Origin of the sequence: Actinoplanes sp. HUAS TT8, from assembly GCF_051380535.1 — a bacterium.
Lineage (GTDB): Bacteria > Actinomycetota > Actinomycetes > Mycobacteriales > Micromonosporaceae > Actinoplanes.
In genome coordinates this window covers 2,982,183-3,005,968 of record NZ_CP195646.1, presented here as the reverse complement: position 1 = coordinate 3,005,968, position 23,786 = coordinate 2,982,183, and the positions used below count along the sequence as shown (strand labels likewise).

General features: G+C 67.3%; 16 protein-coding genes. 5 read left to right on the top strand and 11 right to left on the bottom strand.

Annotated features, from left to right (window positions below):
* Positions 1-273 precede the first annotated feature (273 nt).
* Positions 274-834, top strand: coding sequence for a Pycsar system effector family protein (locus ACSHV8_RS13255; protein WP_436532787.1), 561 nt, complete (start codon positions 274-276; stop codon positions 832-834).
* Here the strand turns inward: ACSHV8_RS13255 and ACSHV8_RS13250 are convergent.
* Together ACSHV8_RS13250 and ACSHV8_RS13245 are read right to left on the bottom strand one after the other, a co-directional pair.
* Positions 824-3,796 (bottom strand): CHAT domain-containing protein, encoded by a 2,973-nt coding sequence (locus tag ACSHV8_RS13250; protein WP_436532785.1) that lies wholly within the window; start codon positions 3,794-3,796, stop codon positions 824-826. The genes ACSHV8_RS13255 and ACSHV8_RS13250 overlap by 11 nt on opposite strands.
* Before the next feature lie 136 nt (positions 3,797-3,932).
* Positions 3,933-7,427 carry a CHAT domain-containing protein gene (locus tag ACSHV8_RS13245; RefSeq protein WP_436532783.1) on the bottom strand — a complete coding sequence of 1,165 codons (3,495 nt, stop codon included), beginning with the start codon at positions 7,425-7,427 and terminating at the stop codon, positions 3,933-3,935.
* An 85-nt stretch (positions 7,428-7,512) separates the two neighbouring features.
* Between ACSHV8_RS13245 and ACSHV8_RS13240 the strand changes: the two genes are divergently transcribed.
* From ACSHV8_RS13240 to ACSHV8_RS13230, 3 genes are all read left to right on the top strand, one after another.
* A complete protein-coding gene (locus ACSHV8_RS13240; RefSeq protein ID WP_436532782.1) occupies positions 7,513-7,869 on the top strand; it encodes a CATRA system-associated protein in 357 nt (118 codons plus the stop codon).
* Positions 7,847-9,526 (top strand): CATRA conflict system CASPASE/TPR repeat-associated protein, encoded by a 1,680-nt coding sequence (locus tag ACSHV8_RS13235; protein ID WP_436532781.1) that lies wholly within the window; start codon positions 7,847-7,849, stop codon positions 9,524-9,526. Before ACSHV8_RS13240 ends, ACSHV8_RS13235 begins: the two co-directional genes overlap by 23 nt.
* A 65-nt stretch (positions 9,527-9,591) precedes the next feature.
* Entirely contained in the window at positions 9,592-12,501 is a 2,910-nt protein-coding gene (locus ACSHV8_RS13230) for a CHAT domain-containing protein (protein ID WP_436532779.1), read from the top strand.
* Here ACSHV8_RS13230 and ACSHV8_RS13225 read toward each other — a convergent pair.
* The 7 genes from ACSHV8_RS13225 to ACSHV8_RS13195 all read right to left on the bottom strand — a co-directional run bounded on the left by ACSHV8_RS13225 (position 12,482) and on the right by ACSHV8_RS13195 (position 20,285).
* On the bottom strand, positions 12,482-13,627 hold the full coding sequence (locus tag ACSHV8_RS13225; protein ID WP_436532777.1) for a tetratricopeptide repeat protein: 1,146 nt from the start codon (positions 13,625-13,627) through the stop codon (positions 12,482-12,484). The genes ACSHV8_RS13230 and ACSHV8_RS13225 overlap by 20 nt on opposite strands.
* Before the next feature lie 7 nt (positions 13,628-13,634).
* Positions 13,635-13,871, bottom strand: coding sequence for a hypothetical protein (locus tag ACSHV8_RS13220; protein ID WP_436532775.1), 237 nt, complete (start codon positions 13,869-13,871; stop codon positions 13,635-13,637).
* A gap of 46 nt (positions 13,872-13,917) precedes the next feature.
* Positions 13,918-14,472, bottom strand: coding sequence for a hypothetical protein (locus tag ACSHV8_RS13215; protein ID WP_436532773.1), 555 nt, complete (start codon positions 14,470-14,472; stop codon positions 13,918-13,920).
* A gap of 115 nt (positions 14,473-14,587) precedes the next feature.
* On the bottom strand, positions 14,588-15,694 hold the full coding sequence (locus ACSHV8_RS13210) for a hypothetical protein (RefSeq protein WP_436532772.1): 1,107 nt from the start codon (positions 15,692-15,694) through the stop codon (positions 14,588-14,590).
* Positions 15,695-15,806: 112 nt separating this feature from the next.
* Positions 15,807-18,671 carry a CHAT domain-containing protein gene (locus ACSHV8_RS13205; RefSeq protein ID WP_436532770.1) on the bottom strand — a complete coding sequence of 955 codons (2,865 nt, stop codon included), beginning with the start codon at positions 18,669-18,671 and terminating at the stop codon, positions 15,807-15,809.
* 215 nt (positions 18,672-18,886) lie between these two features.
* Positions 18,887-19,630, bottom strand: a complete 744-nt coding sequence (locus tag ACSHV8_RS13200; protein ID WP_436532768.1) for a hypothetical protein — start codon at positions 19,628-19,630, stop codon at positions 18,887-18,889.
* A 157-nt stretch (positions 19,631-19,787) separates the two neighbouring features.
* Positions 19,788-20,285 (bottom strand): SUKH-4 family immunity protein, encoded by a 498-nt coding sequence (locus ACSHV8_RS13195; RefSeq protein WP_436532766.1) that lies wholly within the window; start codon positions 20,283-20,285, stop codon positions 19,788-19,790.
* A gap of 474 nt (positions 20,286-20,759) precedes the next feature.
* Between ACSHV8_RS13195 and ACSHV8_RS13190 the strand changes: the two genes are divergently transcribed.
* Positions 20,760-21,359 (top strand): hypothetical protein, encoded by a 600-nt coding sequence (locus ACSHV8_RS13190; protein WP_436532764.1) that lies wholly within the window; start codon positions 20,760-20,762, stop codon positions 21,357-21,359.
* Between the two features lie 792 nt (positions 21,360-22,151).
* Here the strand turns inward: ACSHV8_RS13190 and ACSHV8_RS13185 are convergent.
* Positions 22,152-22,853: a hypothetical protein gene (locus tag ACSHV8_RS13185; protein ID WP_436532762.1), complete on the bottom strand. Its 702-nt coding sequence runs from the start codon at positions 22,851-22,853 to the stop codon at positions 22,152-22,154.
* 55 nt (positions 22,854-22,908) lie between these two features.
* Positions 22,909-23,106, bottom strand: coding sequence for a DddA-like double-stranded DNA deaminase toxin (locus ACSHV8_RS13180; RefSeq protein ID WP_436532760.1), 198 nt, complete (start codon positions 23,104-23,106; stop codon positions 22,909-22,911).
* Positions 23,107-23,786: the final 680 nt, after the last annotated feature.

Sequence of the window (23,786 nt, the reverse complement as noted above, 5' to 3'; positions counted from 1 at the left end):
TGAACCTCGTCGCCATTGATCACCGGACAGCCCCGGATGGTCTGACCGGAAATTGATCGATGGTTCTTTCGTGATCCAGCGGCATCCGGGTATGACCGCCGAAACCATCCCGACCAGCGACGAGTTCGCAAGCCGGGCCGCACACTGCGATCGTCAGCGCGCCGATCTGGCGGACCCACCGGCCGTGGCCGTGGATCGACGCTCGGCCCAGGTCAGCTGGGTATGCACACTGGAGTCGGTTGAGTACATTGGGTCACATCGAAGGAGGTGACCTTGGCGACTGTCTTCCGCCGCCGCCACGCTCAGACCCCGCCTGTTCCCGAAGTCAGACCGGAACCGACCCCCGAGGACGCCTGGCGCACGCTGGGCCTGGTGGTCGAATGGATCAAGCACGCCGAAACCAAGGCGACCGCGACGCTCGCCTCGGCGGGGGTGGCCGGAGGTCTTCTCTACACGCTGATCAACACGGCCGACCGGCCCGGCGGCGCATTGATCGTCGTCGCCTCGATCTGCGCGGCCGCGATCACCGTGGCGGCGGTCGCCGGGGCGATGGCCATCCTGCCCCGTCTGGGCAGCCGTGGCGGACACAGCGGACTGATCTTCTACCGCAGTATTACCGACCGGTTCGGCACCGATGCCGACGGTTTCACCACGGCATACACCGAACTGGTCGCCGATCGGCCCGCGTTGCTCGCCGAGCTGACCCGGCAGATCTGGTCCAACGCCAACGTCGCCACCCGTAAGTACCGGGCTCTCAACGTGGCCGTCCTCGCCTTGCTGCCGGGATTCGTCCTGCTCACCGTCGCCGCGGTGATCACGCTGTTCAACCATTGATCGCCGGATCGCTCACCACGTCCGGCCACGCGGTGACCACCCACGGACCGTGTACGTACGCCGATCGTTTCAACGCCCACCGCCGTTGCACCGCGGCCAGGGCCGTGGCCGGCGGGACACCCTGAGCCAGCTGGGCGTGGTAGTCGCGCATCAGCTTCGGCACGGTGACGTCGTTGACCGGCCACAGCGGTGCGGTGACCATTCCGGCACCGGCCAGCAGGAACGCCGTCGCCGCGCTGAACGCCTCGTCGGGCAGCGCCGCACCGGTCAGTGCGGCATCGCAGGCGCTGAGCACGATGTGTCCACGCCGGGCGCCGGCGGCCGGGCGCGGGCTCACCCGGATCGGCGGTCGTAGCCGCAGGATCGTCTCCTGCGGGTTGTCCACGTCCACATCGCAGTGGCAGGCCAGGTGTGCCAGGTCAGCGTCGAGCAGGAGATCCAGTGCGGCGTCAGCGTCCAGGCCGCTCTCCTCGTCGACCCGCGGTCGCACGCCCGGGTATTGGCCGGCCACTGCCGTGGCCTCCTTCGCAACGGCGGGGATCGGCCGGGCCACCGAACCGGTGTCCGCCCACACCACCACCCGCGGTGCCTCGCCCGTCAGCGTCCGGGCCTGGCCGGAGGCACCGGCCCGAATCAGCAGGATCGGCTCGTAGTCGCTCAGGGCGGCCCCCTCCCCCGGCCTCCCGCAGGTCGTGACGGGAAGCCAGGCGAGGCGCCCGAGCGGCAGCACCGCCAGGCGTGACACCCCGTCCAGCAGTGGCAGCACCGGGTTGACCAGCGACGTCAACGTCCACGCCGCGAACCGGTCGGCCGCCGTCAGCCGGATCTGTGCGGCGTCGGAACTGTCCTCGGCCCGGCGCAGGTCCTGCCGGAACACGGTGGCCGCCTCGGCCACGCCGGCCTCGTCCATCAACGGCAGCTCCGCGGTGCTCACGACGCCGTGCGGGGCGACCAGCACCGCGACGCCGGCATCCGGCGTGCACCCGAGTAACAGGATGTGCCGGTTCATCCGGGCCGCCGCGGCGGTGATGCCGGCGAAGGTGACCGCCTCGGCCCGGATGCCGATCGCTTCGGCGATCAGCGTCGCTGACGCCTGTTCCAGGTGAACCGCGGCCGCCGCGGGGTCACCGGACCGCACCGCGGCGAGGGCGGCCATCGCACCGATGCCCTGTACCCCGGAACGGGCTCGTTCCTTGTCGGCCTGCAGCGGACGCAACCCGGTCAGCTCACCGGCGGCCTGCAACGCGGCCGCGAACGACTGTTGCGCCTGCGGCCACATCCGCGCCAGCCAGGTGATGCCGCCGAGGCGCCGCCCGGCGACCACCGCCAGATGCGGATAGCCGGCGCCGAGCACCTCGTCGAAGAGGTCGGCGGCACGCTGGAGTGTCTCCATGTCCACCTCGCCTCTGTCCCGCAGCACATCGAACCGGTCCTGCAGGCGGGCCCCGAGGTTGAACGCGATCGTCGCCGCCATCGATCCCTGGATGTCGTCCTCGGCTCGTCCGGTCGCGGCCAGCGCCTGTTCGAGCAGCCCGATCGTCCGGTCCAGCACCTGCTCGTCGCCGTCGCGCTGCCAACGCTCGGACTCCCAGTTGGCCCAGTTGTTCAGGTACAACGCCCGGTCAGGGGAGCCATTGCCGGTGGCCGCCACAGCCAGACCGGCATGTCGTACGGCTGTGTCCAGATCGTGGGGGTCGTGGCGATGATGGGCGCGGGCCGCGTAAAGGCGCCCGGCGGTGTCGTGACGGGCGGCGAGCTCCGAGCTGTCCGGGTCGGTCAGCTCGATGGCCTGTCCGGCCAGCTCGATCGCCCGGTCCAGATCCTTGGCGGCGGTGTCCCGCTCGTACCGGGCCAGCAGGTTGTTGGCCTGGTTGTTGGCGACCGCAGGCGCCATGTCCGGGTCCGGGTCGGTCGCCAGCAGGCGATCGAGCAGTGCGATGGCTCGGTCCAGATCGGTGCTGTCGCCGAACAGGTCGTACCGTTCGGCCAGCAACGACGCCAGATTGGTGGCGTACTCACCGTCGCGCCAGTGATCCGAGGCGCTCTCGAGTGCCGCCCGGGCGTCGTCGACCGCCGCGGTGAACTCGGCCCGGTCGTTGGTCAGGCGCGCCGCGGTGGCCCGCACCGTTGACCGGACCGACAGGGCCAGCGCCCGGTCTGCCGCGGTGCCGGCTTCACGCACGGCGGCCCCGGCGGCCTCGATCGCCTCGGCGAGAGCGGTTCGGTCCCCGGCCCACTCGTACCGGGCATGCAGCACCGACGCCAGTAACCGGTGCAGCGCCATTCGCACCGACGCGGTGGCCGGGCGCCCGGCCGCGATCCCGGACCGGGTCAGCCGCTCGGCCAGGCCGAGCAGGTCCCGGTCGAAGCTCTGCTCGGCGGCCGTGGCGAGCAGGCCCGCGACGTTGACCACCTCTGGGCCGGCGGTCTGCGGGTCCAGGCCGTCGGTGAGTGTTCGCAGGGCGGCCTCGAGCCGGCTCCGGTCGCCGCCACGGCGCCACAGTTGCAGGTGAATCCCGGCGAGCGCCGATATCGCCACGGGCCGTTCCGGGTCGTCGCCGGCGGCCGCCGCGAGTTCGCTTTCAAGCAGCTCGCGGGCCTGTTCGGTCCGGTCGGGTTCGCCGGGGAGCAGCGACCGGGCGGACAGTCGCCCGGCCAGGTTGGCGGCAACCTCAAGGCGCGTGCCCGGCAGCGATTGCTGCCAGACCTGCTCGCCGATCGCACAGGCCGCACGGAGATCGGCCGGGTCGCCGTCGCGCCGGTACCGATCCATCAGGTCGATGCCGAGATTCGTCGACAGGTCGAGACGAATCCCGCCGGGCACGTCGCCGTCGAGGCGGGCCAGCGTCTCGCGACGGACCTCGATCGCACGGTCCAGATCACCGTCTCGTACCCAGGCCTCGGCCACCTCGTCCATCTTCCTGGCCCAGGGCTCGCCTCCGACGGCCTCGTCGTCCGGCATCACGGCTCCTTACCGTCGCCGGTCGGCGACAACGGACGAACGGGTTTCGGCGACCGGGTCGGCACCGTCACGGGCGAGCGGGACGCCGCCATTGTCACCTCCGAGGATGTCCTGCCCGACCGGTCGACGCCGGCGTTCAGCAGCCCATGTGGACGTAGGAAGCCCAGGCTGCCGGACGGTCGGGCCACCGGGCCCGCAGCGCGCGGGTGGCGTCCCTGAGCGCCGCCGGTAGCCGTTGTGGCCGCAGTGCGCCTTCCTCGAGCACAGCCGGATACAGATGGCCGGCCAGGCGCAGCGAGACGATGTCGCCGACGGGCCAGAGGGTGCCGACGACCTGCCGGAACCCGGCCAGGTGAAAGGCGGCGGCCACATGCACCGCCTCGGTTGCCAGGTCGGCACGCGTCCGGTTGCTGCTGCACGCCGAGAGCACCGCGACCTCACCGGCCACGTCGTGGGTGGCGAGGTCGACGACGCTCAGCGGCGCATCCGCCAGCTGCAGGTTGCTGCGCGAGGGCTGCTGCAGGTCGGTCTCGGCGTGGCCGCTGAAGTGCACCCAGCCGTGGCTGGTCAACGCGGCCAGGGTCTTCTCCTGGCCGGATGTCCGGGTCACACATCCGGCCAGGATCTTGGCGACCAGTGCGGCCTCGCGACGGGCGGCCGGCAGCGGCACCGATCCCTGCGGCGCCTCGACCACCAGTGCCCGCACGTCGGCACCGTGCGGGCGGAGCCGATGGTGGCGCAGGGAACCCAGCGTCGGCGTGTAACTGCACACGGCCCGGTCATCGACGTACGGCCCACCCCGGTGACCGGCCGCGTGCAGCGGCAGCAGGGCGATCACGCCGACCGGCATCCACCAGAGCCGGGACGTCTGCGCCGGCGCCTCGGGCAGCGCGTCGAGGACCGGAGCGGCGACGGTGTCCCACAGCCAGCCGAGCATGTCCTGCAGGAGACCGGGGTCCTCGGTGGGATCCGTGGTCAGCAGGGACTCGGAAGCGGCGACCACGTCGGCGTGCGCGAGGTTCGGCAGAGGTACGAGCCGGACGTCGTGATCGGCGGTGACAAGCAGCGCATCGCAGCGATAGCGGCTCGTCGTGACGATGACGATCGGCCCGGGTTCGGCGAGTCTGCGCAGTTCCGGGCCGGACGGGGGCGTCTGGAAGCGCTCGAAGCCGGCCAGCTGCCGGATCTCGTGAAGCAGGTCCCGCCAGGCGCTGTCGGCTCCCCGGCGGTCGAACCCGTGCAGGGTGGCCCCGGCGATCCCGGTGCCGGGTGTTTGTCCGGCGGCGACCGCGGCCGTCAGCTGGTCGAGGCGCGATGCCACCTCGGGGTGGTGTGACCGCAGGTCGTCGACGTCGGAGCGCAGCGCGAGGGTGCGGGAGAGCATCACACCGGTACCGGCCTCGATCAGATCGAGTGCTCGCCGGAGGTCGCCGAGGTGAATGGCGCACGCCGCGGCGTCCGCGCTCAGCTGAGCGAAACGGGACAGGTCGTGTTCCTCGTCGGAGCGGACCGTGTAGTGGGTGGCCAGCCGTTGCATGAGCTCCACGCCCAGGCCGAGGTGGTCGGTGGCCTGCGCCCACCGGTTGTCCTCGGCACACAGCGCACCCGCCTGCGCGGCGGCTTGGATGCGCAGTGTCACCGGGCCGAGGTCGTGGCCGGCTACGGCAGCGAACAGGTTCACCGCGGCCGTCCGGTCGGGGCCGGACGGGTCGCGCGTGTTTCTGGCGAGAAGCGTGGCGGCGAGGTTACTCATCCGGCCGGGCTGTGCGGGATGGGTGTCCGGTGTCGCCGCGAGGGCGTCGTAGCCCACCTGGACGGCGTCGTCGAGAGCGTCCACGACACCGTAGTGCCGGCCCAGGTAGCGCAGAGTCAGGCTGAGGTTGGACATCCGCATGGCCCGATCGGGGTGGCCCGGTTCGGTGCGTTCGACAGCTTCTCGGGCAAGCTCGACCGCTTCTCTCATGAGCGTTTCGTGGCGTCCGTTGTCGGCTTGCCGGGCCAGCAGACCGGAGAGGTTCGACAGGTACATGGGCCGGTCGGGGTGCCCGGCCGGGGTGGCCGACAGCGCCGCCCGCGCGGCCAGTACTCCCTGTTCGAGCGCGGCCGGATCCTGGGTGCGCACGTAGAGCCGCCACAGTGCCCCGCCCAGGTTGGCCAGATAGCCCGCCCGGTCCGGGTCGTCGCCGGCCGCGTCGGCGGCGGCCCGGGCCACTTCGACCGCTTCCACGCTGACGTGCTCCTCGCCGGTCGCCTCGGACCACGACAGCAGGAACACCGCCAGGTTGGACAGGTGGGCGAGGCGTGCCACGTGGCCGGCGGGCAGCGCGTCGACGGCGTCGCGCAGCCGTCTCGCGCTTTCCTCTGCGGTCTCGGTTCGGCCGTCGGCGGCAAAGCGGGCGGCCAGCGCCAATCCGAGGTTCGACAGGCTGGAAGCCCGGTCGTCGGCATTCGCGAACGAGTGTCCGGCCAGTTCACGGCCCAGCTCGATGGCTCGGGTGAGGCGGTCGCCGGCCGAGCCGGCGGCGGCCTGGCGCTGCCACACCACTGCGAGCCCGGCTTTGGCGATCGTCTGATGCGCGGGTGTACCGGCGGTCGCCGCGACCGCCTCCTGATGCAGCCGTTCGGCCTCGTCGAGCGCGTCCGGGGCACCGGTGCGCTCGTAGCGTTCCAGGTGGGCGCCGCCGAGATTGACCAGCAGCGGCCCCTGCCGGGGATCGCCGGCGGGCAGAGCACGCAGCGCCCGATGCGCCGACGTCTCGATCTCGCGGAACGTCGCCGGTCGCGGATCCCGGCGGTACTGCTCGGTCCGGCAGATCACCAGGTTGGCGAGCCACTGGTGCTGAAGCGGCCCGGGATGGGCGGCCGCACTGGTCAGCATCGCAACAGCCTCACGAAGATCTTGTTCGTGGTGGCCGGCCTTGTGCCGGGCGAGGTGGACCAGGCCGAGGTTGCCCTCGGTCGAGACGCGCCCGGGCGAGCCGTCCGGCAGTTGCGCGAGGGCGGCGTGGCCGATCTCCGTGGCGAGATCGGCGAGCTGCGGATCGAACCCGCGCTCGTAGGCCGTACGCAGGGCCAACACATGGTTGTTGACCACGACGGACCAGAATTCGTCCTCCGGCGCCGGCATAGCGAACGCCCGGGTTGTCAGGGTCAGCGCTTCGTCCAGATCGTGGCCGGAACCCGTGCGCCCGCCCCGGTCGAGCAGCAGGCCGGCCAGGCTCGCCAGCCGCGACGGCAGCTTGAGGTCGTCCTGGCAGGTTCGTAGCGCGTCCCGGGCAGCCGTGACCGCGTCGTCGAGGCAGGCGCCGTCGCCGGTGAGCAGGAAGCTCACGTGCAGCGCCGAAGCCAGATTCAGCTGGCGCCCGGAGGTGGCCTCGGCCGCGACGGCAGCCTGCGCTTCGGCGACCGCCGCGGCCGCGGCCGTGCGGTCGCCGGTCCGCTCGGCCAGCATCCGCAGCGCTACGCCGAGGTTCGCGCAGACGGCGGCCGGGTCGGCATCGCGCGCGCTGCGGAACAGCTCGATGCTGCGGCGCAGCAATGCGTCAGTGCGGCCGGGGTCGTCGCCGACCTGCATCTCGCTCCTGGCCTGCAGCAGGAGCTGAGCGGCCTGCCCGAATACGTCATCGGTCATCACAACCCCCTGCGACGGTATCGCCGGCGCCGGCCCGGGCACAATTACCCGTTCGTGACCCGGCCCTGCTCTACAGTGAATTGTCGTGGACGGGCGATGGGATTCGGAGACGCTGGACGACGCACTTGACGTGCTCGGCGACCTGCCCGAGTGGCGGTTGCCGTCGCCCCGGTGGGAACAGGTCAGCTCGATCGTGGACCGGATGCGGCAGGCGTTCGACGCGGGTGACGTCGTGGAGTTGCGCGACGCCACCGCCGATCTGGAGCTGCACGGCCCGGTCCGGGCGAACCGGATGGGCACCAAGGATCCGGCACCGGCGAACGCATCGATCAAGGAACGTCAGAACACCCTCGTTCATGATCTGAACACTGCCTCCGCGGATCTGCGCAGGCGGGCCGGCACCGATCAGGAGGCCGACGGTGCAGACCAGCCGCCTCGTTGAACACGAGTTGGTCGCTCATCTTTTCGCACCCGCGGACGGCCCGCACGCCGCGACGGCACGCCGCCAACTCGAGCAGGTCTGGCGGCAGTGCCGGACCCAGCTCGCGATGTCGGAGCCGGTGCACGGTGTTGCCGACACCGACCTGCCCGACATCTGGCCCGGAGTCGGCGACTACACGGTGGTCGCGGCCCAGCAGGATCTCGGGTTCGACCGTCAGGCGATCGTGCGCCGCGATCACGATGTGATCAACCTGTCGATGGTGTTCGCCGCTCCGATCGGCGCGGAACGGGTGCTTCGCATCGGATCGGCTGCCCCGCAGCAGTGGTCCGAGCTGTACGAGTGGTGGCGACGGCTCGTCGTCGGTGGCACCACGGCCATGCTCGGCAGCGCCGTCGTCTTCCAGGCGAAAGCGCCCACCGACGACGTCGATCCGGAAGCGCTCGCCGCAGACGTCCGCGACGATCTCGCGGCGGACCCCGCCGATGCGCCGGATTGGTGGTCCCGAGGGCATCGGACACCGGAGGGTTTCGCCTTGTGGGAGGCCTCACCACCCGGCGACGGGCCGGCCCGACGGATCGTGGTGCTCGCCGGTCCCGGCCAGGACTCGGAACTCAGCAACCTCACCTGGTCCGACGGGAGCACCGATATGCCACCGTTGGCGCGCTACCTCATGCACGCCGCCAAGCTGCGCTATCAATCGCGGGTCCGCGGCGACGGCAGCCTGCTGCGCACCCTGCACGAAGAGGTCCGCAGCCGGCTCGACCGGCCGGACGTCGAGGCCTCGGAACTCGGAGCGGACCAGCGCCGGCTCGCGGGCACCGTCGCCCATCTGCGAACTCTGCAGCACACCGCGGAGATCGCCGAACACAACATGCGAGCCGCATATCCACCGCTGCTGACCACGGACGCCGACGTCAGCGACGCCCTACGGATCCGGATACCCGACGACCTCGCCTACCTGCAGATCCTTGTCGACGAGGTGCAAGCTGTGCGCCGTGTGCTGGACGAGACGCCGCAGCGAAGCGCGCCGCTGCCATCGGTACTGTCCGCGCCGGAGCCCGCGCCGGAACCGGAGCCGGCCCAGGACAGCCTCGACCTGAGGATGTGCTTCGCGGTCGACATCGTGGGCTACAGCACTCGGGAGGATCCCGAGCAGCAGGATGCCCAGAGCCGCCTTGCCGAGTTGCTCGACCGGACACTCGACCGGCTGAACCTGACGCTGGCCGGCGTGGACCGGCAGACCACCGGCGACGGAATGAACATTGTTCTACCGGCCGGTGTGTCGCTGCACGAATCCCTGCCTGTTCTGCTCCACACGGTGCGCCGTGAACTCGCCACGGGAAATCGCCGGTTTCGCGACCGCCTGCGTCTTCGGCTCTCGGCCGGGGTCGGCATGATCGGCGACGGGGCAATCGGGTTCAGAGGATCATTGATCGTCGAGGTCAGCCGATTGCTGAACAGCCCGACGCTGAAAACGGCCGCTGTGGAGAACCCGGAGGCCGACTTGGTGGCGCTGATCTCCGATACGTTGCACGATTTCGTGATCAAACCCGGACTGACCAGGGATGACCTACCGGCAGGGAGCCTGCAGCAACGACAGGTCCGGATTAAGGAGTACGACAAGCCGGCGTGGCTTTGGGTGCCACCGGCCTCGTAGGCGACTCATCCCGATCGTGCCCGCAATGATCCGAAGCGCGCCGTGTCGCCGGTAGCCTCACGGTCATGAGCGGCAGCTCCGAACCGGACGAATTCCCCGCGGTGCTGGGACTGGTCAAACAGGCCTACCGGGACGGCGACACGCCGGCCCTGGCCCAGGCCGTGCAACGACTGGTGGGGCTGACCGATCTCGACACTGCCCCGGCCGACCGGGCCGGTGACCTCGGTGACGCCCTGTACTGGCTGGCCGACCGCACCGGCGACGCCCGTCCGCTGCTGGCCGCCGAGCGGGCGTATCGGGCGGCCGTGGCCGGGGGCGCGCTTCATCGCCGTACCCATCTCGGCCTCTGTCTTGTCCGGGAGAGCGAGAGCCTCGGCCGATCCGCCGCGCTGGACGAGGCGTTGCCGCTGTTGCGCTCCGCCGCCGAGGATCGTCCCGGGAATGTCGCCGCGCACGCCAACCTGGTGCTCGGGCTGATGCGCCAGTTGGAACGCACCGGGGACGTGACGCTGCTGCCGGAGGCGCTGGTCGCCACGCGGACCGCCGGTGAGGCCGCCCGGCTGCGGCCGTCGGCGGGCGCGCAGGTCCTGAGCAACAGCAGCAGCATCCTGATGGCGGCGTGGGAGCTGACCGGTGACCGGGAGCAGCTCGACGCGGCGGTGGAGGCCGCCCGGGCCGCGTGCGCGCTGGTGCCGGCCGGTGACCCGGCTGTGCCCGGTTGCGCGGCGGCGCTGCTGCGGGCGCTGCTCGACCGGGCCGCGGTCACCGGTGACCGGACGTCGGCGGCCCAGGCCGCCCGCCGGCTGCGGCGCAGCATGCGCACGATGGCACCGGACGACCCCGACCGTCCGATCTATCTCCATCAGATCGCCATCGCCGGGCGAACCACCTTTTCCGGTACGGGTGATCTCGACGCTCTCGACGAGGCGATCCGCGACTGGGCCGAGGCGATCCGGCTGCTCCCGGCCGGGCATCCCGACCGGGCCGCGTACCGCGCGAACCGGGCCGGCGCACTGCGCAACCGGTTCGAGACGGTCGCCGATGTCGCCGCGCTCGACGAGGCGGTGCGCGAGCTGGAGGACGTGGTCGCGGCCACCGCCCCGGGTGATCGGGAGCGGTCCACCCGGCTGGCCGCGCTGGGCAACGCGCTGCACCGCCAGGGTGTGCAGGCCGGGGATCGGGAGGTGCTGGCCCGCGCGGCCGGGCTGCTGCGCGACGCCGCCGCGATGCTGTCCCCGGACCGGCCGGAGCACCGCGAGCACCGGACGAATCTGGGCGCGGTCCTGCTCGCGGCCGCTCAACTCGGCCCCAGCGGCGCTGATCCGCAGGAGGCGATCGATGTTCTCACCGAGGCGACCGCCGGGGCCGGACCCGATGATCCGGCGCTGGCCAACTCGCTGCTGAACCTGGGTCACGCGTGGGAGCTGCAGGGCGGCGCCGACGGCCTGCGGCGGGCCGCCGAGGCGTACCGCACGCTGCTCGACACCGAGGTGGCGGCCGCCCTGTCGCGGGCGATGGCCGCGCAGAGCCTCGGCCACCTGTACGTACGCGAAAGGGAATGGTCTTTTGCTCGGGAAGCGCTGGGTCGTGCGGTGCAGCTGCTCGACCTGGTCGCCTGGGCCGGGCTGGGTCGCGACGACCAGGAGCGTCTGCTGACGCAGTTCCCCGGGCTGGCCACGACGGCGGCCGCGTGTGCGCTCGAACTCGACGATCTTGACGGGGCTGTGGAGATCCTGGAGCAGGGGCGGGGTGTTCTGTATGCCCAGGCGCTGTCCCGCTCGGCCGGCACCGAGCAGATCCGTGCTCGGGCGCCCGGTCTGGCTCGGCGGCTCGGCGCTGCGCACGATCTCATCGAGTCCACGCATCGCGGCGACGGCCCGGCGGTCTGGGACCGGCATGACGCGGTCCGGGAACGCGACGCGGTCCTCGCCGAGATCCACCGTGTCGAGGGTTTGGAGCGTTTCCTGCGTCCGCCTCGCCTCGACGGTCTGCGGGCCGGGCTCGGCGACGGCACGGCCGTGATCGTCAATGTGGCCGCTCATCGCTGTGACGCGCTGCTGGTCACCGCCACCTCGACCCGCCATGTCCGGCTGCCCGCTCTCACCGACGGCGACATCCGGCGCTACGCCGTCACGGCGCTGCAGCCCACCGATGCGGGGCTCACGGAGATGCTGGAATGGCTCTGGGACACCGTTGCCGAGCCCGTCCTGCAGCAGGTGAACCCGGGCGCTCACCTGTGGTGGATCCCGACCGGTGCGCTGTCGTTCCTGCCGCTGCATGCTGCCGGGTACGACGAGCCGGGACGTTCGGTTCCCGATCGCGTCGTCAGTTCCTTCGCTCCGACGCTGCACAGCCTGGCGGCCATCGGCGGGCCGGCCGCTGCGGTGAGCACCACCGTGATCGCGCCGTCGCCGTTGCCGGCCACGCGGCGGGAGGCTCACCACGTACACCATCGTCTTGGTCCTGGTTCTGATCTTGTGACCGAAAAGGATGCGAGCGTGGCCCGGGTGCGCGACCTGCTCGCCGACGCCGACTGGGTGCACTTCGCCGGCCACGCCACCGCGGATCCGGCTCGGCCGTCCGACAGCCATCTGGCGCTGCACGACGGTTCGCTGCGCATCCGTGACCTGCTCAAAGACCAGGCGGGGGTACGCCGGACGCGCACACTGGCCTATCTGTCGGCCTGCTCGACGCTGCAGGGCGGGCCGCGCCTGCCGGACGAGAACATCCACATCGCGGCGGCGTTGTGCCTGGCCGGGTTCGCGGATGTGGTCGCCACGTCGTGGCCGGTGCCGGATGCGGTCGCGGTCCGTGCGGCGCGCCTGTTCTACGACGGGCTGAGCACCGGGTCACCGGCCCGGGCGGTCAACGCGGTCACCCGGGCGCTTCGCCGCAGGTATCCGCGCCGGCCGACCTGCTGGGCGGCCTATGTGCACGTGGGAGCAGATTTCGCGGTCACGCTCCCCACCGGGTGATCGCCTCGCGCATGGCCACGACGTCGGGCGCGTCGGGTCCCCAGATCCGTTCGAAATCGGGAAGCAGCTCGCGGAACAGGGCGTGGGCGCGCGCCGCGTCCCCGGCCATGCCCGTCCACTGCGCGAGCGCGCCACAGTCGTAGAGCACGTCCGGGTCGTCGGGGCCGGACTGTCCGGTACGGATCAGCACCAAATCGGTGAACGCGTCGCGGGCGGCGACGGCGTCGCCGGACTTCTCCGCCCAGTACGCCCGGTTGGAGAACGCGACGAGGACATCCGGATCGTCCCGGCCGGCAATCTGGCGGTAGGTGTCGGTGACCTCGGCGAGGATGTCGTGGGCGGCGGCCGGATCCCCGGCGTTGCCGGTCCACCCGGCGAGAAACGTGAGGCCGAACAGGGTGCGGGGATGGCTGGCGCCGAGCACCCGGCGCGTCCGGGCGACCACGGCCGCGCTGATCGTGCGGGCCTCGTCGTAGCGGTCCTGGCCGGCCAGGATCTCGCCGATGAGCAGGCACGTGTTGGCCATCAGGTCCACGTCGGCGTCGTCCACCAGTTGCAGGACGTGGACGGCGGTGTCCGCGAGTTCGGCGGCCGGTGCGGCGGCACAGACGAGCGTCGCCAGCAGCGCGAGGTGCGCCGGACGCTGGCCCGAGTCGCGGTTGTCCCGATCGGCGAACTCCCGGATCGCCGGATCCATCGTCAGCAGGTCGGCCGTCGTGTCGATCAGGGCCAGCGCGGACAGGCCGTCGAGCAGGGCGTCCAGATGCGGGCCGGTCAGGCGTGGGAACAGCTCGGAGTCCGCGAGCCGATCCGACTTCACAAACCACCGATATGGTACGGATGAGTCCGGCAGGAGTGCGAGCAGCCGCAGCAGTGTGTGCGCCTGGCCGAGCCCTTCGTCGTCCAGCCGTTCCAGGGCCAGTTCGATCGCGGTGTCCAGTTGTGGGGTGCGCCTGAGCAGCAGCTCGATCCGATATCCGGTGAAGGTGCGGGCGCCTGCCGTGAGGTACGTGACGGCCAGCCGGCCGGCCTGCGGGTCGTCACCGAGCTGGGTGGCCAGGGCGGCGGCCTGCGCCGGAGTCCCGGAACCCGGGCACAACGCGACCAATGCGGCGAGGGTCTGCACCCTTCCATCATGGAGCTGCCGGCTTGCGCCGGTCCTTGCGGGTGATCCGGGTGATCAGCAGCCCGGTCGCGTCGTCGAGGGCCCCGGTGTCGGCCAGCCCCAGCTGCACGGCCAGGGCGTTGCCGTAGAGGTCGACGGCCGCTTCGGTGAGGTCGGCGAGCACCGCGGTCGCCGACCGCGACCGGTGCCGGGCGACGAGCAGCACCACGGCGGCGCCGGGTAGCGCCGGCCACCACCACGACATCGTGGTAGACGATCAGGTGATCGCCGGGCGGGGAGGTCGGCCAGCGTCACGTGGCCGGCAAGCCGGTGATCTCTTCATAGATGGCGTCGTACCCGGCACCATCTATGAGGTCGAGCAAACCACGCTCGTCCAAGGCGTAAATGCCTCGAGCGAAGCAGGCGTTGGTAACGGCGACCAGCTCGGCGATGGAGCCGTACTCGACGACCGGGTCACCAGGGTTCAGCAGAGATACGACAACTGGTTCCTCGCCGGCTGCCGACCACGCGGCAACATACAGATCGGTGCCGCCGTCGCGCAGCAACGGCACCGAGTGGGGATAGGGCAGCTCCACGTTTAACTCAGCGCGGGTCTCGGCGAGCGTAACCGGCCAATAGCCCGGGATCACCCAGCACTCGCCGATCGACTGGCCAGGCGCATCTTCGACGCCGTCGCACCACGAGAACCAGGTGCGGACGGCCGCAGGCAACTCCGGGCCGAGAACGGCAGTGATCTCCTCGGACGGCCGTCCAGGACGCAGCCACGAAGCGACTGGAGCGCCAAGTCCACTCAACCATCCGCTCCACTCGCGGAGAGCGTCCGCAAGGCTATTGTCCCTGCTCATCGATAGGAAGTTAGCAGAACCTCGGCCAGGGAGCATCGCTCGGCCACTCATTGCCCGACGTCCATAGCACAGTTCGCGCCAGAGCCCCGAACTCAGTTACAAACTCACTCCTGCTTCACCCATCGAAGCGAGCCCAGCGGAATCCCTGCGCGAGGAGCGGAGTCAGGGTTCCGCGGTGGAGCGCGCCGAAGCTTACGACTGCTTCCTTCGTGTCGCCGCTCACCTGCGTGAGCAAGCCCGGTGCCATGAAGAATCGCTCGGCCGTGTAGGTCGGCAGGAATGGGCTCAGCGGTACGGGACGCACCATGCTCCACAGCGCGTCCAGGCCCGCGGTCGGCATGCAGTAGGTCCATGCGCGGTAGGGGGCGGCATTCATCGCTTCGTTAAGGGTGAACTGCAGGAGGAAGCGACCGAGTGGCTCCTCTTCGAGGATCATCTCCGGTTCCTCGGCGTAGGGGTCTTCGGCAAGCCACACGCGCGGATCGGCCTCGCCTGGGTTCTCCGCCGGCCATGGGATGGACCAGTCCATCCCGCCTCCGTCCCACACCGCGAAGACGAGCCGTTCGCCGAGTGGTCCGGAGGCACGCCTGGGCTGTTTCAGCACCGGATCATGAAATCTGTGGATCGCAGGGCGCAGACGGGCCAAGCGGTGGAAGGCAGCCAGGGCCTTCGGCAGGCTGCCCAGTGCGTCGGGCGAACTCTCTGACTCGGTCGCCTCTTGCACCTCGGCGGGGAACCAGCCGAGCACGAATGATTCCAAGGCCCGGATCGGATCCTTTTCCACATGGTCGATCCACTCCACCCCTGGCACCGGGCCGGGTACCGGGACGGGCCGGACCGCGTCCAGCACGTCGCGGGACAGAGGCTGGTCGAGCACCAGGTTGGCGAAGTTGAAACTGGAGCGTTCCGAAGCTCCACCTCTGCAGACCGCGGTGCCCAGGGGAAGGCAGCCCTGGTCCATGCGGACGAATAGGTAGATCGGTAGAGGGGCACGGCTCATAAACCTTGAGTGAAGGTCCGGAATCCTGTCCCCGCGCAGAAGCACCTCGGTGGAGTCCTGGACGCCGCTGTGTCTGGGGTTGTCCCCGGGCGCGACGATGACCACGGTTGCGTCCGCCCCTGCCCCGATCAGCGCTGGGCCCATCTCGTACCGATGGAGTCCGTCGCCGGCAACGGAGAAAGCCGCCGCCTCGGTGATCAACGACGGGCGGGTTCGGGACATGTGGTGACCCTATCCAGGAGTACGAACAGGGCCCACCCAAATGGGGCCGGGCCAGAAGTCATCGCGGTCCATGGGGATTGGCTGAGGACTTCTGAGAAACCTTTCCTGGCGGTCACGGTCCGAGATGGAGATACGCCGCCCACACCAACGGATGATTCGGATAACGCTCGCGCAGTAGTCGCACCGCCCGGTGCAGGGCCGTTGCTATCTCGACCGGCTCATCGGCGGTGAGCTGCTCATAGACCGCCCGCGCCAAGCGCAGCGCCGGCCGGTCCGGCACCGGCCACAGAGTGGCCACCACATTCCGATAGCCGGCAACATGCAGCACCGACGCCAGATGCACGGTCTCGTCAGCCAGGTCGGGCCCGGTGCGGGCGGTCTCGCACGCGGACAGAAACATCAGCTCACCCCCACCGTCAGGGCGGGCGCGACTCAGTTCATCGGCGGTGACCAGCGAACCGTCGGAGCGGGCAATGCCGCCCCGCGACGGGTTGACCGCATCGGCGATCGCGTGCGCCGCGACGTGCACGTTCCGATACCGGGCCAGCTCCGCCGGGTCGACCTCGGTGGTGGTGACCGCCCGGCCACCGAGCAGTGCGGACAGCACGCGTTGTTCGGCCGCGGCGGCGGGTAGGTTCCCCGATTCAGGTGCGACGATCAAAATCTCTGATTCCCCCGTACGGGCGGCCGGACGCGCCCGGGCGGCCGACAGAGCGCGCAGGTTCGGGGTCACCGAGCTGATCACCGCGTCGAGTGCCGAGCCGCTGCCGGGCCGGCCGGCGGCGTGCAACGGCAGCAGGGCCAGCAGTCCGGTCGGGCACCACCACAGCCGCCCGCCCGCATCCAGCGCGGCGATGACCGGTGCGACCACGGCATCCCACAGCCATCCGAGGACGTCACTCGCGGCATCGTTGTCGTCGGTGGTGATCGCCGTCGCGAAGTGGCGCACTTGCCGCCGTACCTCCGCGGGTGTGGCCTCTGGCAAGGGAATCACAGTCACGATGCCATCGCGGAGCAGCAGTGCGTCGCTGCCGAAGTTGCTCACGTTGATCATGGCGATCGGCCCCGGATGCGTGAGGTCCGGTGCACCCGGCTGCGGAGTGTCGTCCAGGGCGTGCGACAGGATGATGCCGCGGCCTTTCTCCAGCAGCTCGACGGCGGTGTGCGGCTGCTGTGCCCGCAGCGCGGAGGCGGCCGCGTCGGTGGTCACTCCCCCGAGCCGTGCCAGCTCGAACTCCTGGTCGGCCCGGGGCAGTTCGCGCGGCGACACCGTGCTGAGCAGCTCCACCGCCAGGGTGTATCCGTCGAGTGCGTCCGCCCAGCGCCGCGCCACCGCGGACCAGTGCCCCCATCGGACGGCCGCCCGGATCCGGACCTCCACCGGCGCGTTCGCGATGCGAGCGGCCTGGCCGGCTTCGTCGATCGCCCGGTCGGCGTCGTCGCCGCTCAGCCGAGCCGTGCGGGTGGCGGCAAGATTGGCCAGGCAGGCCGCACGCTGCGGCGCGCCAGGATCACAAAGATCAACAGCTTTCCGATGTACGTCGATCGAGCGGTCCAGTTCCCCGGCGGCCTGCAGGGCGTTGCCCAGGTTGGTGAGGTAGTACGCGTGCTGCCGGGATCGGCTGCCCGCGTCGGCCGCGGCTTCGGCTCGCCGTACCGCTTCGGTGGTGTCGCCGGGTCCGGATCGCGACAGCAGGGCGTCACTGAGGTTGGAGAGCCGGCCGGCCAGGTCAGGGTCCTGTGCGGGTGTGGCATCGGCAGCCTCGTAGAGTTCGTCGATCGCGGTGTCGAGATCGTCCGGGGCGTTCCGGCGAACCGCGCGCACGTGCCGGGCCAGACCGAGGTTGGCCAGCGCGCCGGCCCGACCTGGGTGCCCCGGAGCAAGCGCGGAGACCGCTGCCTCGCCGTATCCGACAGCCCGGTCCAGGTCGGCGGAGTTCCCGGTGTAGCGGAACCGGGCGCGCAGTGTGTTGCAGAGTCCGCCGTGGATCGCGGCCCGGTCCTGTGGTGTGACGTCCGGCAGTCGGGTGGCTTCCTCGCCGGCGGCGAGGGCGGCGTCGAGGTGGGCCGGATCGCCGTCGGCATCGAACGCAACCGTGTGCGTGACCGCCAGATTGGCCAGGTGGCGGGCACGCCGCGGGTGGCCGGGCGCGGCGAGGGCGATGTGATGAGCGGTGAAGGCCTCGGCGATGTCGTCCTCGTGGCCCGCCCATTCGAACCGGTAGGTGAGAGCCACGCCCAGGTTGGTGCACCGGTCCGGGTCGGTGCCCGCGTACCGGCGTCCGAGCGTGATCGCCTCGTCGAGGTCCCCGAGCGCTGCGGTCTGTGCCGATCGGCGGCGCAACGCGACCGCGGTGGCAGCGGCGGGCACGGCGCGGCGCGGGTCGTCGTCGCTGAACGCGGCCATGGCCTGCTCACCGAGGCGGACCGCCTCGTCGATGCCGTCCGGGTCCCCGGTCAGGTCGGCCCGGATCTGCACGGCCATCGCCAGGTTGGACAGGTACATGCAGGACTCGGGATCGTCGTCAGGTGTGCTGTCGACGATCCGGCGAAGCAGTGCCACGGCGATCGTGGCGGCCGTGGTGTCCCCGGTGCGGCGTGCGTGGTCGATGAGAGCCGCGGCCGGTCCTTGCGCGGCGTCGGTGGGCCGCAGTGGGCTCAGGCCGAGCGTGGCGAAGTACTCGGCAATCGGCTCCGGCACGGAGGTCGGATCGGCGCGCCAGACCGGGTGCAGCAGCGCCAGAGCGGGAATCAGGTCATCGTGGTCGGCGTCGTCGCTCTGGAAGGTGCTGCGGACCCACAGCAGCAGACCGCAGACCCGTGCGGTCTCAAGGTCGACGTCGTCGGTGTCGAGCAGAGCCCCGACCTCGATCAGCGCGGTCACCGACCGCACAGCGTCGTCGTCCCCGTTCTTGTAGCGGAGCAGACGCGCCCGAATCGTTTCGATGGATGCGCCCACAGCGAAGTCCCGCTTCATAACCGGCAACTGTAATAGCCGGTTGACCTAGATCTTTAACTTGAGCGCCACATCTATCGGTCCTGCTACGCGCTCTGAAACCCTCCCAGATGCGCTTACAATCCTCGCGAGCTGTTGATTGCCTCAACACCGTCCAGATACGTCACACCGTCAGCCCCAACGTATGCGACCATCATCTGCGTAACGAGCGGCATAATTCTCTCGACAAAGTTCAGTTACATGTATTCCTGTCGAAAAAGCCGCTTCTGCACTACCTCCGCTTCGGAGCTTTGGAGAATCGGAAGCAGCGCGGCGCCCCGGTGTTCGACCTTCAACTCCACCAGGCGTTGGGCAACCCGATACCTGACAGCCGGGTTCGGATGCGCCAGCACAGAATCCAGCCAGGCCGAGCAGCTGCCCGATGCCGCGGCCTTCAGCTTTCGAAAACAGCACGTTGTCGCAGCATAAGCAAGGTCAGCCTGCACGACTGGATCGCGTTCTTGAACGAGTTCGGCACTAAAGCGCTCGAACATATTCGACGAATCCTCGGCAGCATCAGCCAGCAACACAATTGCAGCACCACGAATATCGCGGACTTCACTGTTCGTCGCCGCCTCCACCAGCGGCAGCCCGTCAATAATCTCGCTGCGGACGCGAGCCCCCAAAGACGAACTCGCCACCTGCCCCGAATCGGATTCCGCAACCATATCCACACAAGCAATAGTGTCAAGCAGTTGAAGGACGTACTGATTCCATCGAAATTCAGCGTCGGCCAATATCGTGTACAAAATGCGAACCGCAGGAACCGTCGCTTCCTCAACGGTAACAGCTCCATAGCAAAGCAGCTCATGCAAGGCGTGTGTTGCCTCTATGGCCGCACCATCATCGGTGGCGTTCCGGAGTTCCCTCAAGCGGAGCGGGATACTTCTCGCTGGACCTGGTTCCGCACAGGCGAACCAATCAACGTCAGAAATCTCCACGTTCAAGTCCATCCCCTCCACGGAGCCTGATCGCTCAACGCACAGCGCCACGACAGCTCAATCAGCCCAAAATCAGCGCCGGATGGCCAGCCGCAAGCAACCTAATCCGATATCGCGTCGCAAGTAATTAGCATGCCAAATTCTCATAACCCGAACGTCAATCGGGGTTTCCGCCGACTGAATAGTCACCGACCGCCACGTCCTCCAAGAAGGCCGGCCAATACCCATACAGATCCTCCATAGACTTTGGATCTATTTCAACCAGAAGCTCCCGGAGCTCATCTGCGGCAACCCACGCAGATTCGATTTCACCACTAAATTTGAACGGGCACCTGGAATCAACCTGGAGCAGCGATTGACGGAATGCAACCAAAGAGCTGTTGACCAAAAGGCTGTCAAATTCCCAGGGCAAGCCCAGCCATACACTGCCGGAAATATATTCTAAGAAGAACTCAGCACCTCCCAAGTTATGCCCAAGAAAAATTCCCTCAACTAGAATTTCATCTATTTTTGTAGACACAGGCATAAGATTAAGCGCTGGTGTAAAGAGGTTGATTCGTACCCTAGGAAGACATACATCGCAGAGATCTTTCCAGACCACTTTCGGACAACCCGCTGGCGACTCTCCACCATACGTAACGAATTCTGAACTCAACCCCTGGCACCTCTCATCCAAAAATATCCTTGACAAGGGTCGTTTTCGCTTTTCTTGCCGCAGGTCACGATGCCGGATTTGCAAGCGGGATACTATAGGCAATCTTAACATCGGGCCTCAATTGAGGAAGGACTGACTCAATGCCTTTAATCGGGCGGCCCAAGCAACAGCCCATGAGGACGAGGGTGATATCGAGTTCTTGGGCGCAGTTCAGGTCGCGCACATAGCCGGGCATTCATCTCGGCAGTCCAGATGCGAGAACTGTTCAGGATCACGAACACCTAGCCAGCGGCGCGGTGTGGTACGTCGTGCGGATTGGATCGTTGAGCAGTACTCCGATTGATCGGACTTCGCTGATTGCAGGGTCACCAAATAGGGCAGGTGGCTGGCCGCGAAAGTATCATCATTCGTTGATCAAGTAGGCTGGCCTGACCTGCCCGCAATGGGGACATCAAACGCAAGGATGCGGAGACAATGGTCTTAAAGACTGGCGACAAGATTGCTTTATGGGGACTCGCCACCGCCGTTGTGACTGGGCTGATCTCGGTAGCAGCATGGCAGTACCCCCACAGTGATCCGAAACCTGCAGCTGGAACTCAGCAGCCAGGGGGCCCCATCGCCATCGATCGCACCCCGACCGGCGCCCTCTCTGAAATGCCGACCGCCACTGCCGGCGAGGCGCCGAGCAGCACCGATTTCGCAGAAACCGACCCACCGACCTTCGTCAAAGACCTCGTGGTGCCTCTTACCAACTACACGTCGTTGTCGCTGAGCACGGCCAAGATCGAGGAGAGCAGGGGAGCTGCCGACCTCTACTACGACGCGCCTGCGGGCGGGAAGCCTCGTATCAGGGACGGCATGGGTGGGCGCACCAGCATCCTTATCGAGGATCCCACTAGGCAAGGATGCCAAGACGCCGTCGACACTCGGCCCAATACAAAGCCCATCACGAGCCTCAAGAAAGCAACAAGAATCTGCGTAACCGTATACGATGGAGTTGCTCTCCTTGAAGTTACATCCGCGCCGGATGCCGACGGGGATCTCGGCCTGAGGCTGACATATTGGGAAGACTGAGGGATCCGCGCTAGCCGGCCGGGCGAATCTGAGATTACTGATCAGCCTCTCTTAGTCTTCGAAGTAAGCGTTAACCTTCTTCAACCACTCCAACGAGCGACCTGGATAAACCCTTGAGGGAAATGGCCAGTCACCATCCACTAGATGCTGTATTCTTTTCAAGCCCGTTGCCGCAACAGTAATCTTCAATATTCTATCGTCCACCACGTGCGGCACAACACTCGTGAGATCGAATCTCGCTAACACTAAGACTTCATCGCCGACGTAGATCCGCAGTCCTGGAAATGCTTGCCAGCTACTGGCATCGATTTTGATCATACCGCCGCACAACGCGGTCTATCAGCTGAGTGGGAATTACCGAAATCCATCTCCAAGAAAGCGGACTTAGGGCCACCTCAAGCAAGGTCCTCTGCGCCAACAAGCCAACGAGACTTGAATCGACCGGCTGCCAGGTTGCATCAGCATCTGGGCTTTGATCGAACAATTGACTTGAATTATGCACATCGTAGGCCCACCCCTATTCCCCTCATCATAGGTCATGAAAGTCATCTTTCCCGCATCAGAGCTTGACGGGCGTGGATTTTCCACACGGAAAAAGCTTCGCCTTCCCCATAAGAGCGGGGACGTGGTCGAGTATTGCTGTCGAATTTTCTCCGGCAACCAGGCGAGTTCGGACGGCATCACCTCGCCGGGATCCATCCTTCCATACCACCGTTCGGCGACTTCAGTGACCGCAAAGTCCTCAACGTACATAAAATTCCTCCATCGAATTGCTCGAAGGATGAAAAAGGCTCAATCCCTCCAAAAGACTTCATCCTTCCTCAGCCACTCCAGCGATCGGCCGGGATGAATCTGCACAGGAAACGGCCACTCACGATGCGCCAGATTGCCGAGGCGGCCTTGGCTATCTGCCGCTACAGTGACCTCAAGCATATTCTCGTCAGCTCCGGATAGTGCTGGCTCCCCGAAGTTGTAGTTGACTACCGCCAGAATTCCGTCGCCGATGTAGATACGCAAGCCGGGAAATGCTTGCCATTGGCATACACGGATTTCCGTTAGGCCATTAGTAACATCAGGCACCAGATCCTGGGGAATCACCGAAGCCCACCGCCAAGAGATCGGCCCTAATGCTATCTCAAGCAACACTCTTTGCGCCAATAGGCCAGCAAGACTCGACTCGACAGCCTTCCAACCCTCATCCGAATAGGGCCCATGATCATAAAAACGATCGACGCAATTTTCATCATATGCCCACAACCATTCCCTCTCGTCAAAGCTCATGAAAATGAACTTTTCAGAATTGACGCGTGAGCGACGAGGCGTTTCGACGGGGAAGAGACTCCGCTTTCTCCATAATAGCGACGATACATCCGCATACTGTCGCCGGATACCGTCCGGCAGCCAGTCGATGTCAGATGGTAAGACCTCACCTGGGCCGCTACGCCCGAACCAACGCTCAGCAATATCGCCGACCGCGACATCTTCAATATCCACAGCTAGCCCTCCAGGTCAACATCAGCCGGCAGGCACCAGCCAACCGGCCATCACGCTATGCCACCAACAACGGCGCCAAGGTATTGGAACAAGCAAGGCCAGGCGGAGCCGTGACACACGGACCATTAACGTTGTTGATCACCACCTCCGCATGTTCAATGCCTCGCTCGTGCATCATGTGGACCACCTTGGTCTCGACATGGTCGGCATCCCCCAGACTTTTCCGCGAAGCAAACCCATCGCATTGAGACAACTGCCGAGAGCAACCTTCGCATTCCTAGTCAGGGTTTCGCGACCCTGGCCGCTAACTATCTCCTCGTCGCTGAACGAAGCACGCCCCCATCCAGCTAATCAACGATTTTGAAATATAGGGATTCGTCTACTGGCCCAGCGTCCGTAAAGTAGATCGTAAAACCGGCCTCGTCGCCGCACTTGCTCAGGTCAGGAGGTAATTCAGTGAATGTCACCGTCAAGGCAGACGTCGGACGAGGAAGACTTCCGGTGTCCTCAGGAGCATCAAGTCTCTCGAACTTTTCGATTTTGAATTGAGTTGGAGGGATGAATAGCTGGCAGATATCACCTACCTGCAGGCCAACTCGTGGCTCAATACGCCATGGCGTCTGAACCCATTCAAGAACGGAAGGATCGGTCGGTATCCCCACCGTGCCGTCCCATTTGAATTTGGACCCTGTATCCACCGCACCCCAAGGCCAACGAACAGTAACATAATCTCCGAAAGCATCATCTACAAGAACTGCGCATGGATCACTCCAAATTAGCAGCCTCTGTCCGACCGAAAAATTCATATGCGACCCCCTAACCTCAACGGGAATCATCCCTCAATCAGATTGACCATAGAGCCGGAGTTTCCTATCTCCCTCGAACCTGGATGACCGGTGGCCTCATAGCGTAGTGGTCAACAGGCACCGCATA